The 13,583-nt window shown below is 70.1% G+C and carries 14 protein-coding genes and 1 tRNA gene; 3 read left to right on the top strand and 12 right to left on the bottom strand.

Annotation, left to right across the window (positions count from 1 at the left end; translation table 11 throughout):
* Positions 1-29: 29 nt before the first annotated feature.
* The 7 genes from ABTX18_RS18365 to ABTX18_RS18395 all read right to left on the bottom strand — a co-directional run bounded on the left by ABTX18_RS18365 (position 30) and on the right by ABTX18_RS18395 (position 7,410).
* Positions 30-2,774, bottom strand: a complete 2,745-nt coding sequence (locus ABTX18_RS18365; protein WP_352123741.1) for an exo-rhamnogalacturonan lyase family protein — start codon at positions 2,772-2,774, stop codon at positions 30-32.
* Positions 2,775-2,865: 91 nt separating this feature from the next.
* A complete protein-coding gene (locus ABTX18_RS18370; protein WP_352123742.1) occupies positions 2,866-3,456 on the bottom strand; it encodes a hypothetical protein in 591 nt (196 codons plus the stop codon).
* Positions 3,457-3,463: 7 nt separating this feature from the next.
* A complete protein-coding gene (locus ABTX18_RS18375) occupies positions 3,464-4,333 on the bottom strand; it encodes a carbohydrate ABC transporter permease (RefSeq protein ID WP_352123743.1) in 870 nt (289 codons plus the stop codon).
* Positions 4,330-5,319, bottom strand: coding sequence for a carbohydrate ABC transporter permease (locus ABTX18_RS18380; RefSeq protein WP_503061166.1), 990 nt, complete (start codon positions 5,317-5,319; stop codon positions 4,330-4,332). The genes ABTX18_RS18375 and ABTX18_RS18380 overlap by 4 nt, the downstream gene beginning before the upstream one ends.
* 13 nt (positions 5,320-5,332) lie before the next feature.
* On the bottom strand, positions 5,333-6,616 hold the full coding sequence (locus tag ABTX18_RS18385; protein ID WP_352123744.1) for an ABC transporter substrate-binding protein: 1,284 nt from the start codon (positions 6,614-6,616) through the stop codon (positions 5,333-5,335).
* Positions 6,617-6,792: 176 nt separating this feature from the next.
* Positions 6,793-6,864 (bottom strand) — tRNA-Val (locus tag ABTX18_RS18390).
* 54 nt (positions 6,865-6,918) lie between these two features.
* Entirely contained in the window at positions 6,919-7,410 is a 492-nt protein-coding gene (locus ABTX18_RS18395; protein ID WP_352123745.1) for a TIGR02611 family protein, read from the bottom strand.
* 190 nt (positions 7,411-7,600) lie between these two features.
* Here ABTX18_RS18395 and ABTX18_RS18400 point away from each other — a divergent pair, with 190 nt between their 5' ends.
* The gene (locus ABTX18_RS18400; RefSeq protein WP_003959770.1) at positions 7,601-8,014 is read left to right on the top strand and encodes an SsgA family sporulation/cell division regulator; all 414 of its coding nucleotides are present in this window, start codon (positions 7,601-7,603) and stop codon (positions 8,012-8,014) included.
* 337 nt (positions 8,015-8,351) lie between these two features.
* Positions 8,352-8,927 carry a CGNR zinc finger domain-containing protein gene (locus ABTX18_RS18405; RefSeq protein WP_352123746.1) on the top strand — a complete coding sequence of 192 codons (576 nt, stop codon included), beginning with the start codon at positions 8,352-8,354 and terminating at the stop codon, positions 8,925-8,927.
* 4 nt (positions 8,928-8,931) lie between these two features.
* Here the strand turns inward: ABTX18_RS18405 and ABTX18_RS18410 are convergent, their stop codons facing one another.
* The 4 genes from ABTX18_RS18410 to ABTX18_RS18425 form a co-directional block, all read right to left on the bottom strand.
* Positions 8,932-9,087: a hypothetical protein gene (locus tag ABTX18_RS18410; protein WP_164494018.1), complete on the bottom strand. Its 156-nt coding sequence runs from the start codon at positions 9,085-9,087 to the stop codon at positions 8,932-8,934.
* 182 nt (positions 9,088-9,269) lie between these two features.
* Positions 9,270-10,241 carry an acetylxylan esterase gene (locus ABTX18_RS18415; RefSeq protein WP_352123747.1) on the bottom strand — a complete coding sequence of 324 codons (972 nt, stop codon included), beginning with the start codon at positions 10,239-10,241 and terminating at the stop codon, positions 9,270-9,272.
* Between the two features lie 71 nt (positions 10,242-10,312).
* Positions 10,313-11,332: a LacI family DNA-binding transcriptional regulator gene (locus tag ABTX18_RS18420; protein WP_352123748.1), complete on the bottom strand. Its 1,020-nt coding sequence runs from the start codon at positions 11,330-11,332 to the stop codon at positions 10,313-10,315.
* Positions 11,333-11,528: 196 nt separating this feature from the next.
* On the bottom strand, positions 11,529-11,984 hold the full coding sequence (locus ABTX18_RS18425; RefSeq protein WP_352123749.1) for a hypothetical protein: 456 nt from the start codon (positions 11,982-11,984) through the stop codon (positions 11,529-11,531).
* A 192-nt stretch (positions 11,985-12,176) separates the two neighbouring features.
* On the opposite strand from ABTX18_RS18425, the gene ABTX18_RS18430 reads away from it, so the two are divergent.
* Positions 12,177-12,692 (top strand): DsbA family protein, encoded by a 516-nt coding sequence (locus ABTX18_RS18430; protein ID WP_352123750.1) that lies wholly within the window; start codon positions 12,177-12,179, stop codon positions 12,690-12,692.
* Positions 12,693-12,736: 44 nt separating this feature from the next.
* On the opposite strand, the gene ABTX18_RS18435 is transcribed toward ABTX18_RS18430, so the two are convergent.
* Positions 12,737-13,573, bottom strand: a complete 837-nt coding sequence (locus tag ABTX18_RS18435) for a GNAT family N-acetyltransferase (protein WP_352123751.1) — start codon at positions 13,571-13,573, stop codon at positions 12,737-12,739.
* Positions 13,574-13,583 lie beyond the last annotated feature (10 nt).

Below are 13,583 nucleotides of genomic sequence, written 5' to 3' on the forward strand. Positions count from 1 at the left end.
CATGCCGGCCCGGGGCGCCCTCAGGGGCCTCAGGCCGGCATGTGGTCGCCGACCAGCGCGAGGTTCTCGATGGCGGCGAGTCCGTACAGCGCGGTGTCGTTGGTGTAGACCCAGTTGGCCTCGCTGCCCGGGACGGTGGTGACCGGGCCGCTCACCTTCTCGGTCTTCCAGGGGGCGGATTCCTTGTAGCCGTCGCTGTTGTAGAACTTCTCCCAGGCACGGGCGGCGAGCTTCGCGTCGCCCGTCTGCACGGCGGCGTACGCGTCCATGCGGGAGTGGCCCTGGAAGAGGAGCAGGCTGCCGAAGTTGGAGCCGTAACGGGCGGTCTGTTCGGCCTTGGTGGCGTTGAAGTAGCGGCAGTAGTCGAGGTACGCCTCCTTGAACTTCGGCATGTCGATCAGGCCGATGAGTTCGGCGCACAGTTCATTGAGGCCGAAGACGCCGGACAGGTGGGAGACGCTGACGACGGGTTGGGTGGCGACGGCGAACTTGCCGGTGTCCAGGTCGTAGAGGCCGCTGCCCTGGACGAATCCGTTGGGCTGGGCGGCGATGGTCTCCATGGTGCCGAGCACCCGGGCCTTCGCCTTCTCGGCCTGCGGTCCGCCGCGTTCCCATTCGGTGAGCCAGGCGGAGACGAGTCCGCTCCAGTCGGTGCCGAAGCCGACGGACAGGGCGTGCCGGTCGGGGGTGTAGGGCTCGGTGCGGATCTTGCGGAGCGGGTCGAGGCCGAGGAAGGTCTCGTCGGAGTCGACGTTGGCGCGCATCAGGTCACCGACGCGTTCGTCCGCGGTGAGGAAGTAGTAGAAGCGCCGGTAGGTGGTGTTGGCGATGCGCTGCTGCTTGGCGCTGTCGGCGTAGTGCTGGACGCCGTGGCGGGTGCCGAGGCCGGCCCATTCGCCGAGGTGGTAGACGTCGACCTCGCCGGTGTGACGGGTCATGGCCTCGGCGAAGCGGAAGATGTCGGCGCGGCCCGAGCGCAGGTAGGCGTACCAGAGCCAGAGGTCGGGCGAGAGCTCGGAGTTGTCCCAGGCGTAGCCGCCGACGTCGTAGCGCCACTGGTGCCGGGCGGGGTCGTAGGAGTGCATGATGTCGCCGTAGTCCCAGAAGCCGTACCAGCGGCGCATCTCGACCTGGTCCTTGTAGTACGTGAACAGGAAGTCCAGGTGGTCCTCGATCTTCGCCCTGGCCGGGGTGGAGCGGTCGACCGGGGAGAAGAGTCCGCCGAAGACGCCCGCGCCGATGAGCTGGGACGGCGGGGCGACGAGCTGTGGGAGGGTGCGCACGGTGCGGGTCTGCTGGGCGAGGGCCTCGGCGCTGGGGGTGGAGTCGTTGGCCCAGAAGACGAGTTCGCTGGTGCGTGCGATGCCGTAGGGGGTGCCGAAGCCGGGCTCGTAGTCCTCGTAGGTGATGTTGAGGCCTTCGAGCTGTTCGGCGAAGGTGTCCTGGCCGAGGCCGTCGTGATAGAAGCGCAGGTCCATCGGTTCGGCCTCGGGCGACCAGAGCCAGAGGGTGACTTCGGCGGCGTCGGTGTCGGCGCCGCGGATGTCGAGCTGGGCGGGGAACTTCTCCCAGAAGTCGCGCAGCCCGAAGGAGAGGCCGCCGCTCGCGCCGCCCACGTAACCGAAGCCGGAGGCGCGTCGTCCGCCGCCTGCGGCGATCCAGCCGTGGCCCTTCTTGGTGCGCTTGCGCAGGGAGAAGCCGTCGGCGGAGAGCTGGCTGAGGGTGTAGTCGCCCCAGGTGGGGATGAGCGGGAGGCGGGTGGTGACGCGCTGGTCCCAGGTGGCCGGGTCGGGCAGTTTCGTGCCTTCGAACTGGGCGGCCTGGACGGCGGCTCCCGGGTCGCGGCGCAGTCCGGTGATGCCCTTGACGGCTTCGCGGAGCATGCCGCTCTCGTCGCCGCCGATGCGGATGTGGCGGTCGTACGTCTCGTCGCGCATGGGGACGGTGAAGCGGACGCCGAGGCCGCGGATGAAGTCGCCGCTCGCCTTGCCGGGTTCCTGGGTGCCGTCGAAGGTGATGGTGTGCATCATGCGGAACGATTCGGCGCCCGCGTAGAAGTAGAGCCGGACGGAGAACGGGAGCCACGAGCGGTTGCCGTGGCGGTGCTTGCCGTCGATGCGGACGACGGCGCGGACGGGGCCGCTCTGTTCGACCTCGGTCCTGCTGATGGCGCTCTCGAAGCGTTCGTACTTCTCCTGCCCCTGGTCGCCGTCCTCGATCTCGCCCTGGCGGATGAGGACGAGGCGTCCGTCCTTGGCGATCTCGGTGGAGCCGCGGGTGAGGGAGGTGACGAGCGAGGAGCCCGTCTTGCCGATCTTCGCGGTGATGACGCCGGTGGAGACGGTGATCGAGCCGCCGCTGTTCTTGACGGTGACCTTGTGGGCGGCGGTGGCGGGCTCGCCGGTGGTGAGGGTGAACTTCTTGGCGGCACCGGCCTCGGGGCCGACCGCGTGGGCGGTCCACTTCAGGGAGCCGTCGGGCCACTTGGCGGTGGCCCAGGTCTGGACGGGGATGTCCTTGCCGTCGGCGGTGGCGAGGGCGAACTTCTGGTCGGCTGGGTAGCGCCCCTTGGCCCAGGGGACGCCGAAGGTGGATCCGGGGGCGGCGCCGAGGCCGTCCTCCTCGAGCCAGCCGATCTCGACGGGCCCTTCATCGGCCTTCCCGGTGGCGGCGGAAGCCTGCTGAACGGTGTCGTTCAGCACCCAGGAGAAGGTGCTGGCCGCACCGGCGACGGCGGCTGCCTTGAGGACGGTGCGGCGGGGGATCGGGGACATCACGACTCCAATTCGTGGCGAAAATGGGCATGACTGATCGCACGCTGACGCGTGGTGGGGAGAGTGCGGTAGGTGGGTCCGGGCCGCCGGGTCAGCGGCGGTCGGCGGCGACCGCCGCGGCGGCGAGAGCGCCGAGGGCGGGTGCGGCGAGCGGCGGGATCTGCCAGGCGGTGAGGGCCAGGGCGACGAATCCGCCGACGAGCAGCAGTGATCCGGCCGGGTCGGTGAAGGTGCGGCGGCCGGCGGTCCGCGCGGTCTGCGCCCAGGGGGTGCCGGGCCGCCAGGCGGCGGCCGTACGCAGTCCCCAGACGGCGACGGCCGGCAGGCCGAGCAGGCTCACGGCGATGAGCGGACGGCCGCCAGGCAGCAGGCCCGACCGGGCGACCTGCCAGTCGAAGGCGAGCAGCGCGAGCGCCGCCCACCACAGCAGGGAGATCCGCCACCCGCTGCGGAACGCCTCCCGTACATCGGCGGCGAACTCCCGCACCCCGCCCGCCTCACCGGCCAGATACCGGCGCAGGTGCCGGCTCCCCGCGGCGAACGCCGCGGGGAACGTCACCAGGGGCAGCGCGGCGACGGTGATCCACACGCCGGTGAGCAGACATTCGGAGAAGACGCTGAATCGCTCCCGGACGAAGGAGGTCCTGGGTGCGGTGCGTACGGTGCCGGATTTCGTCGCCACGGGGTGCTCAGCCCTTCAGGCCGGAGGTGGCCATGCCGTCGATGAGGTAGCGCTGGAAGGCCAGGAAGAAGGCGAGCACCGGCAGCAGGGCCACCAGGGACATCGCGATCATGCCGCCGTAGTCGGCTACGGCGTCCTGGTCGATGAACATCCGCAGCCCCATCGAGACGGTGTACTTGTCCGGCTCGTTGAGGTACAGCAGCGGGCCCATGAAGTCGTTCCAGGCCTGGATGAAGGTGAAGATGGCGCTGGTGATGAGCGCGGGCCGGCACAGCGGCATCACGATCGACCAGTAGATCCGCAGGTGCCCGCAGCCGTCCAGCCGGGCGGCCTCGTCGAGTTCCTTGGGCAGTCCGCGCATGAACTGGACCATCAGGAAGACGAAGAACGCGTCGGTGGCGAGGTACTTGCCGATCAGCAGCGGGGTGAAGGTGTTGATCAGCTCCAGTTTCTGGAACATCACGTACTGGGGGATGATCAGTACGTGGTACGGGAGCAGCAGCGTCCCGATCATGATGCCGAACATGAGGTTGCGCCCGGCGAAGCGGACCTTGGTGAAGGCGTAGGCCGTGAGCGAGCAGGAGAGTACGACTCCGATGACCGAACCAACGGACACATAGGCCGAGTTCAGGAAGAACTTCCAGATCGGGATGTCGGCGATGCCGTCGGCGAGACGCCGGTAGTTGTCCGTGATCGGGTCGGTCGGGAAGAGGTTCAGCGCGCCGACGATGTCCCCGCTCGGCTTGAACGAGGCGCCGATCGTCCACGCCACCGGGTAGAGGACCACCACGAGGAGGGCGAGTGCGCCGATGTGCCAGGCGAGGGAGCCGGGGAACCGGCGCCGTACGGCGGTGGTGGTGGTTTCCATCGGGGTCATCGGCCCCCCTCCTCGTAGTGCACCCAGCGCTTCTGGGACCAGAACAGCACGGCGGTGACCAGGCCCACGGCGACGAGCAGCAGCCATGCCATGGCGGAGGCGAAGCCCATGCGGCTGTTCGCGAAGCCCTGGTCGTACAGGTAACAGGTGTAGACGAGCGTGGCGTCGGCCGGCCCGCAGCTGCCGTTGCTGACGATGTAGGCCGATCCGAAGATCTGGAAGGAGTGGATGGTCTCCAGCAGGACGTTGAAGAACAGCACCGGCGAGATCATCGGCAGGGTGACGCTCCAGAACCGGCGCCAGGGGCCGGCCCCGTCCATCGCCGCCGCTTCGTACAGCTCCTTGGGGACCTGCTTGAGGCCGGCCAGGAAGATCACCATCGGGGCGCCGAACTGCCAGACCGTGAGGGCCACCAGCGCGTAGATGATCATCTGCGGGTCGCCGATCCAGCCGCCCGCGTCGATGCCGAACAACTGCTGCCCCCGGTCGACGACGGCGTCGTCGGAGAACAGGGCGCGCCAGACGATGGCGGCCGAGACGCTCGCGCCGATGAGCGACGGGGCGTAGAACGCGGCCCGGTAGAAGGACTGGCCCCAGCGCTTCTGCGCCAGCAGCATGGCCACGGCGAGCGCGGCCGCCAGCTTGATCGGTGTGCCGATCACGACGTACCAGGAGGTCACCTTGACCGACTGGCGCCAGCGGGGGTCGGCGAACATGTCGGTGAAGTTCTGCAGGCCGACCCACTTCGGGGCGTCGAACAGGTTGTAGTCGGTGAACGCGAGGTACAGCGAGAAGACCATGGGCCCGGCGATCAGGAACAGGAAGCCCGCGATCCAGGGCGACATGAAGAGATAGCCGGTCAGATTCTCGCGGTGGCCCCGCGGTCGCGGTGCGGGGCGGGGCGTACGTCCCGGGCCGCTCCGCTCCACGGCGGCGAGGTCCTTGTCGAGGACCGGGCCGCTCGTGGAGGTCTGGATGTGAGTCACCGCGTCATTCCTCTCAGTTCGAGGCGAGGGCGGTCTTCGCCTCGGAGAAGAACTGCTTCACGGAGTCCTCCGGCGAGGCCTTGCCCAGGGACATGTCGGCGGCGATGCGCAGGAACGCCGCCTCGACGACGTCGGCGCCGGCCGGGTGCGGGGTGATGGGCTCCAGCACGCCCGCCTTGGCGATCTCGGTCTCGTACGCGCCGATCGCCTTGCTCGGGGCGTCGGTGGGCTGGAAGGCCTCGAACTGCGCGGTGGTGGCGGGGACTCCGCGGTCGTAGCCCATGATGCGGGCGACCGCCGGGTCGTGGGTCATGAAGCTGATGAAGGTGGCGACCTCGGCGGGGTGCTTGGTGCGGGCCGTGCCGCTCAGCATCAGCGAGCCGAGGTACTGACCGGTCTTCTTGCCGTCGGTGCTCGGGATGGGCGCGAGGCTGTAGCTGCTCTTGCCCTCCGCGCTGTAGCGGACGGAGAAGTTGTCCCAGGTGAACTCGCCGGCCGAGAGGCCCTTGGCGAGGGCGGAGGCCGGCTTGATCTGCTCGACCTTCTTCGGGTCGGCGTAGATGCCGGCCTTGACCCGGGCGAGCGCCTCGGTCCAGTACGGCAGCAGTTCGCTCTCGCCGAAGCCCATGCCGTCCTCGGTGAAGAACGCCTTGCCGTTCTGGCGCAGCACCAGGTCGTACAGGTACATGACGCCGTGCGGGCCGGAGTCGCCGGCTATGCCCTGACCGGACTTGATCTTCCGCAGGCCCGCGTACCAGTCGTCCCAGGTCCAGCCGAGACTGTGGTCGACGCCGGCCTTCTCGAAGACCTTCTCGTCGATGACCAGGGCCATCGAGTTGCTGCCGACCGGCACGCCGAGCAGTTTGCCGTCGATCTCGGCGAACTTCTCCAGCCCGGCGCGGAAGCCGTCCATCTGGAGGTTGCCCTTCTTCGCCTGCGGGTTGAGGTCGAGCAGGACGTGCTTCGCCTCGTACTTGCGCAGGAAGGTCACCGCGTTCTGGATGACGTCGGGCGGGTTGCCGCCGGCCGCCTGGGTGTTGAACTTCTTCCAGAAGTCCGGGTACTGCTGGAAGTCCGTCTTCACCTTTATCTTCGGGTGCTTCTTCTCGAAGAGCTTGACGCACTCCTGGACCTTCTTGGCCCGGTCGTCGGCGCCCCACCAGGCATGCCGGATGGTGACCGGCCCGTTCGAGCCGCCGCCCGAGCCGCAGCCGGCCGCGGTCAGCCCGAGACCGGCTGCCGAGAAGCCCGCGAGCTTCAGCATCTGCCGCCGGTCCATGCTCTGGTTCCGAGACATAGTTCGCCCCTACGCTTGATTGAATCGTTTTAGAAAGCGCTTGCCGGGTCAAAGTAAGGAGCGGCACCGGCGACGTCAATGGCTGGGACGAAAATCGATGGAAGCGGGCCCCCGGGAGAGCCGGAAACGCCGACGGCCCGGAAGCTTGTGGAAGCTTCCGGGCCGTCGGTCCGGGGTGGGCGATACTGGGTTCGAACCAGTGACCTCTTCGGTGTGAACGAAGCGCTCTCCCACTGAGCTAATCGCCCGGGCGCACGCCAAACATTACCCCATGTCAGCGGCGCGCCCCGACCATCCCCGGGTCACTCGTCGATCTTCCACGGCATGACGATTCCGAACTTCCACACGTAGATCCCGACCAGCACCGCGATGATCACGAGACCGATCACCGTGAGGATGATGTTGCGCTGTCGCACCTTGGGATCGAGCGCGCGCTGGGCGGCCTCGGTGACCTTCCGGCGCGTCCAGCGCAGCACCAGCTGGGCCCAGACGAACTCGGTCGCCCAGATCGCCATGCCGCCGAAGATCACCAGCCAGCCGGGGCCCGGCAGCGGCAGCATGACGACGCCCGCCGCCACCACGGCCAGGCCGACGACGAACACGCCGACCTGCCAGCTCAGGTGCAGCGCCCTGGACGCCTTGATGAAACCGGGCGCCCTGGAGCCCAGCTCCCGCTCCTCCTTCACCACACCCTCCGTGACGTCCCCCGTCACGCTCTTGTGTCCATCCCCCGCCGCAGGGGCCGGATCCGCCGGTGCGGCGGCTCCGCCCCGCTCGTCACTCTCCGCATTCATGGAGCTCAACCTACCGGAACGCTCCTCGTCACCGGAATGGCCGCATGACTCAAAGTTACACACCGCTGTACGAGCTACCCGAAGAATCACAAAACGGTCAGAGGGGTTTACAACGCCACCGTAGGTGGCATGTCGATTTCGCCGACGTGCGAATCCCCGAGCGCACACTGAGCGAAAGGCCCTGGCGCTTATGAACACCACGGTCAGCTGCGAGCTGCACCTGCGCCTCGTTGTGTCGAGCGAGTCCTCACTGCCTGTACCCGCGGGCCTGCGGTATGACACGGCCGATCCGTATGCCGTGCACGCCACCTTCCACACCGGAGCGGAGGAGACGGTCGAGTGGGTTTTCGCCCGTGACCTCCTTGCCGAGGGGCTGCACCGGCCCACCGGCACCGGAGACGTCCGTGTCTGGCCATCCCGTAGTCACGGCCAGGGCGTCGTCTGTATCGCACTGAGCTCCCCAGAGGGCGAAGCCCTGCTGGAGGCCCCGGCACGGGCCCTGGAGTCGTTCCTGAAGAGGACCGACGCCGCGGTTCCGCCGGGGACCGAGCATCGTCACTTCGATCTCGATACGGAGCTCTCACACATCCTGGCCGAGAGCTGAGCCAGGCGAGAGCCGCACGGCACCGTCCGACTCGGGGAGACGGCGCCGCACCCACAACCTCATACGGCTGACACCGGCGCCGTCCTCACGGAATCCACCGTGGGGACGGCGCCGGTCCGCGTTCGCGCCGCCCGTCGCCGCGAGGCTCCCAGACCCGGCCGGAGGCCCGCGTACGCCCGCCAGACACGCGTGGAGCCTCCTCTGCCGGTCACGGGCCGAACCGGTACGCCCCAGGGGCCTCAGAGGCCCCTCGCGGCCCGGGGCGCCGGGGGCGTACCAGTAGAGTCGGCCGGCATCGGCGGGCGTCCGGTCCCGCCGGAGGCCAGGGAGCGGAAGCGTGCTGATCCCCCACGACACCCGGATCGCCCTCGAAACGGTGGTCGATCTGGTGAACACCGCGCCGGAGAACGAGTCGCCCGGGGGCGGCTCACCGGTCGACGGGCTCGCCGGCATCGAGGCGCTGTACGCGTTCGCCGGGCGTCACCGGGTGAGCGGAGTGAGCGAGCTCGGTGAGAAGGACCTGCGAGCCGTCCACGACGTACGGGCACGATTCGCCGAGGTCTTCGCCGCGGCCGACGCGCAGGTCGCCGCCTCGCTCGTCAACGCGCTCGTGGCCGCCGCGGGCACCACGCCGCAGCTCAGCAACCACGACGGCTACGACTGGCACGTGCACTACTTCTCACCGGACGCCTCGCTCGCCGACCACCTGGCGGCCGACTGCGGCATGGCCCTCGCCTTCATCATCGTGGCGGGCGAGACGGAACGGCTGCGGCGCTGCGAGGCCCCGGACTGCCGGGACGCGTTCGTCGACCTCTCGCGCAACCGCTCCCGCCGCTACTGCTCCAGCCGCACCTGCGGTAACCGCTTGCACGTCGCCGCGTACCGGGCGCGCCGCAGGGAAGCAGCCGGCTGACGGCTCACAGCACGAAGAGATCGTGCAGCGCGGCCATCAGCAGCAGGCCGCCGATCACCGTGAGGAAGATCATCAGGGGGGGCTGGGAAAGCGCGAAGAGGCAGCCACGCGGCTCTTCGGCTGGGGGTGCGGGGGCATCGCCCCGGGAGGTGTCCACCATCTCGGGACGATCATGACGCAGACCGGCCCCATATTGACGGCCAACACGCCTTTTCGGGAGGGGAGTTCACGCCTCCCCGGGCGGTCCGAATCGCTCCGGCGTCCGATCGTGCGTCAGGCTTTCGGAACGCACTCCCCCCGCAGGCTTCCGGGACTCCGCCCCCGCAACCCGCCCTTGTCCGGTCAGCCCAGGTCGCGCAGCATACGCAGCTGCGCGGCGCGGTGGGCGGAGGCGCCGCCCTCGTGGCCGTTCCAGGGGTAGACCTCGATCTCCTTGGGGCCGGCCCAGTTGTTGTAGGCGGCGAAGACCGTGGACGGCGGGCAGATGGGGTCCATCAGGGCCACCGAGTACAGCGCCGGCAGGTCCGCCCGGGCGGCGAAGCTGATGCCGTCGAAGTACGACAGGGTCCGGAACACCTGGTCGGCGTGGCCGTGCTGGGTGGCCAGGAAGCGCACGATCTCCTGGTAAGGGTCCTTGTCGGTGATCTCGACGGCCCGCCGGTAGTGCGTCAGGAACGGTACGTCGACGAGCGCCGCCTTGACGTGGGGGCTGAGCCCCGCGACCGCCTGGGCGATGCCGCCGCCCTGGCTGCCGCCGTGCACGACGATCCGGTCCGGGTCGACGGAGGGGTGGGCGCGGGCCACCTCGACGGCGCGCACGGCGTCGGTGAACACCCGTCGGTAGTAGTACTCGTCGGGGTCGAGGATGCCGCGGGTCATGAAGCCCGGGGACTGCGGGTTGGCGCCGCCGTGCGGGTCGGCGGTGGAGCCCGCCGAGTGGCTGTTGACGGCGCCCTGGCCGCGGGTGTCCACGACCAGCGTCGCCCAGCCGGCGGCGGGCCAGACCAGGTGGTCGTGCGGCAGTCCGCGCCCGCCGCCGTAGCCGAGGTAGTTCACGACGGTAGGCAGCGGGCCCTCGGCGCCGGCGGGCACGTTCAGCCAGGCGCGTATGCGGTGGCCGCCCCAGCCCGCGAACGACACGTCGTGGACGTCGACGGTGCTCAACGCGGCGTCGTACGGAGTGAATTCCGCGTCCAACGGGTGCGCGGCGGCCTCGTCGAGGGTGCGGCGCCAGAAGGCGTCGAAGTCGTCGGGCTCGCCGGACTCCGGCCGGTAGGTGCGAAGTTGGTCCAGGGGCAGGTCGAACAGGGACACGGCATCTCCATTTCGGGCGTGCGGAAAGGGAACGGCGGCGGAGGGAAGGGAAACAGGCCGGGCGGCGGCGCTCAGCGGGGCGTGGAACTCGACGCGCGCACGACGAGTTCCGGCTGGAGCACGACGCTGCGGTGCTCGTGGGTTCCGCCCTCGTCGTCCGCCTCCTCCAGCAGGAGTTCGGCGGCCATCCGGCCCATCACGACCGCGGGCTGGCGGACCGAGGTGAGCGGCACGGCAGCGGCGGCGGCGAATTCGATGTCGTCGTAGCCGACGATGGCGATGTCCTGCGGCACCCGCACGCCTGCCGCGTACAGGGCCTGGAGCACGCCGAGGGCGAGCAGGTCGTTCGCGCAGAACACGGCCGTGGGGCGGGGGACGAGGCCGAGCAGCCTGGCCCCGGCGTCACGGCCCGCCGCCACGTCGAGGCGGTCCGAGGGGATCTCGACGAGCGCCTCGGGCGGCAGCCCGGCCTCGGCGAGGGCGGACAGCGCGCCCACCCGACGGTCCCTGATCTGGTGCAGGTCGCCGGGTCCGCTGACGTACGCCACCGAGCGGTGCCCGGCCGAGATCAGGTGGCCCGCGGCCAGGGCGCCGCCTCGGACGTCGTCGACGGAGACCGCGCAGGTGCCGGTGCCGGACGCGACCCGGTCCACGAGGACGTGGGGAATCCCGTGGCGGGCGAAGGACTCGAGGTTGCGGCCGGTCGCGTCGGCCGGGGTGACCAGCACGCCGCAGACGCGCTGTTCCGCGAAGAGGCCGAGGTATTCGGCCTCCTCCGCGGGGCTCTGGCCACTGTTGCAGACCATGACGCCTAGGCCGGCCTGGCGGGCGGCGCGTTCGGCGCCGCGGGCCACGTCGACGAAGAAGGGGTTGCCCATGTCCAGGACGAGGAGCGCCATGATGCGGCTGCGGCCCGCCCTGAGCTGGCGGGCCGACTCGCTGCGGACGTAGCCGAGCTCCTCGATGGCGGCCAGCACGCGGGCCCGGGTCTCGGGCAGCACCGCTTCAGGACGGTTGATCACATTGGAGACCGTGCCCACGGAAACGCCGGCCTGCCGGGCCACGTCCTTGATCCCTGCCACACGCGCCACTTGTCCTGCCCCACTGCCCTTGGCCGCGCTCGTCAAGCGGCGTCACGCCGTCGTACGGACGGGCGTGAATGAATTGTTTCAATCGGTCGGGACGCTAGCCCTCTCCCCGAAGCTCGTCAAGGATCATGCCTGAATCGATTCATAAGGGCGCGGTTCCGGCGCTCCTCCGGACGGGCCCGGGCAGGCCGGCCGCCCCTCAGATGCCGTGCTTCTTCAGGATGGCCTCGATGTCGCTGAAGTCGTCGCCGGGCCCGGCGGCGGAGGACTGCTTCTTCGGCTTCTGCCGCGGCTCGGCCGCGGGTACGCCCGCCCCCAGCGAGGGGGCCGCGGCGGCCGGCGCCACCGCGTCGGTCCGCGCTGCCCGGGCCGCCGCCTTGCGCTCCTTGCGCGTCCCCCCGCCGCGGCGTTCGATCGCGCGGGTGGTCATGAACAGCAGCCAGGCCACGCCCAGCACGCCGAAGCCGAGCCACACGCTCGGCTTGAAGGCGATGTCCGACACCCACTCGACGACGCCCGTCAGCACGAGGCCGATCGGCACCAGGGAGTAGGCGGCGATCCTGGTGGCCGTGAGGAACCGCTTGCGGTACGCGGTGACGGCGGCGATGCCCAGGCCCGCCGCGGACACCGCGGAGCAGATGGTCTCGGCAAGCATCGGTGCCTCCAGGCGCAGGGGAAACGTCCCTTCCATCCTGCACCGGCGACCGGGCGGGCGGCCATGCTCCGAGCCCACATCAGGGACATTTCAGGGCCGGGATCCTCCCCAGGTGCCGTACGGCCCGCAACCGTCCGCTCCCCTCCCCCGGGCCGGTCGTGGCGCCCCCGCGCGTCCTGGGAGACTGGACCCATGAGCGATTCCACCCCCGCAGCGCCCGTCGTCCTCGACATCTGGTGCGAGCTTCAGTGCCCCGACTGCCACCGCGCCCTCACCGATGTGCAGGCCCTGCGCGCCCGGTACGGCGACCGGCTCGACATCCGGTTCCGGCACTTCCCGCTGGAGAAGCACAAGCACGCCTACGCCGCCGCGCAGGCGGCCGAGGAGGCTGCGGCGCAGGGCAAGGACTGGCCGTACATCGAGGCGGTGCTCGCCCGCACCGCCGATCTCGGCCGCACCGGCGAGCCGCTGCTGGTCGAGGTGGCGGAGTCACTGGGTCTGGACGCCGAGGAGTTCGACACCGCTCTGATCGACGGCCGGCACATGCTGATCGTCGATGCCGACCAGGCCGAGGGCAAGGCGATCGGGGTCACCGGCACGCCCACGTACGTGATCGGTGGCGAGCTGCTGGACGGTGGCAGCAGCCAGGAAGGTCTGCGGGAGCGCATCGAGGCGATCGCCGACCGGCTGCTCGCCGAGCAGGGCTGAGGACGGGGCTGGGGGGCTGTGGGCGGTACTGCCGGCAGCCCGCGTCAGAGCGGCTTGGCCAGGTTGTACTGGGTCGGCTCGTAGCCGAGCGACTCGTAGAGCCGGAGTGCGGGCGTGTTGGCCGTGACGACGTGCAGGCCCAGCCGCGTGTCGCCGGCCGCGAGCACGAGGCGCTCGGCCTGGAGCATCAGCGCCCGGCCGTACCCCCGCCCCCGGAACCGTTCGTCCACCTCGACGTCGAAGACGTATCCGACCACCTGGCCGGGGTGCATCTCGAACTTCGCCACCCACAGGAACCCGGCCTTCTCGTCCTCGTGGATGAGGTGGTGCAACTGCGCGCCCTCCGTCGCGAGGCCCTGCGGCAGAAATCGGGCGTGCGAGGCGCGGGCCGCCCGCAGCGCCGATTCCCGTGGGGTGCCACGCGTCACCAGGCTCTCCGCGTACCCGGCGATCGCGCCGTCCTCCCAGGCCGCGAACTCCTCCGGCGTCATGGGCCGTGTGGTCAGTCCTCCGGGCAGGTCCGGGGGGTCCGAGGGCAGCTGCTTGACCATGTTGCGGCTGCGTTCGGTGTAGCCGAGTGCGGCGGTCAGCCGCCCGCCGGCGACGTTGCCGGCGGCGACGTCCGTCCGCACCTGCGTGCAGCCCCAGCTCCTGAGCACTTCCTCGGCCGCCAGGGCGGCGATCGTGCCCCGGCCGCGCCGCCGGACCGGCTCGTCGATCCTCAGGGACCTCAGCAGCCCCGTGCCGCCGTCCGAGCCGGGCTCGACGCCGATCTCGACGGCGCCGACGGGGCGGCCGTTGTCGCACACGTCGTAGGCGCGGCTCTGTGCGCCGTCGGCGCCTGGCTGGATCGGCCCGGACGGCCGGAGTGTCGTGGTCATCAGAGGATTT

Origin of the sequence: Streptomyces sp. NPDC096323 (genome assembly GCF_040302845.1) — a bacterium.
In the GTDB taxonomy this organism is placed as follows: Bacteria; Actinomycetota; Actinomycetes; order Streptomycetales; family Streptomycetaceae; genus Streptomyces.

What these genes read in the sequence shown, in the direction of transcription:
- ABTX18_RS18425 (WP_352123749.1), bottom strand. Translation starts at nt 11,984, where the DNA reads ATGCTTGCCGAGACCATCTGCTCCGCGGTGTCCGCGGCGGGCCTGGGC.
- ABTX18_RS18410 (WP_164494018.1), bottom strand. Translation starts at nt 9,087, where the DNA reads ATGGTGGACACCTCCCGGGGCGATGCCCCCGCACCCCCAGCCGAAGAG.
- ABTX18_RS18395 (WP_352123745.1), bottom strand. Translation starts at nt 7,410, where the DNA reads ATGAATGCGGAGAGTGACGAGCGGGGCGGAGCCGCCGCACCGGCGGAT.
- ABTX18_RS18430 (WP_352123750.1), top strand. Translation starts at nt 12,177, where the DNA reads ATGAGCGATTCCACCCCCGCAGCGCCCGTCGTCCTCGACATCTGGTGC.
- ABTX18_RS18375 (WP_352123743.1), bottom strand. Translation starts at nt 4,333, where the DNA reads ATGACCCCGATGGAAACCACCACCACCGCCGTACGGCGCCGGTTCCCC.
- ABTX18_RS18435 (WP_352123751.1), bottom strand. Translation starts at nt 13,573, where the DNA reads ATGACCACGACACTCCGGCCGTCCGGGCCGATCCAGCCAGGCGCCGAC.
- ABTX18_RS18400 (WP_003959770.1), top strand. Translation starts at nt 7,601, where the DNA reads ATGAACACCACGGTCAGCTGCGAGCTGCACCTGCGCCTCGTTGTGTCG.
- ABTX18_RS18385 (WP_352123744.1), bottom strand. Translation starts at nt 6,616, where the DNA reads ATGTCTCGGAACCAGAGCATGGACCGGCGGCAGATGCTGAAGCTCGCG.
- ABTX18_RS18365 (WP_352123741.1), bottom strand. Translation starts at nt 2,774, where the DNA reads ATGTCCCCGATCCCCCGCCGCACCGTCCTCAAGGCAGCCGCCGTCGCC.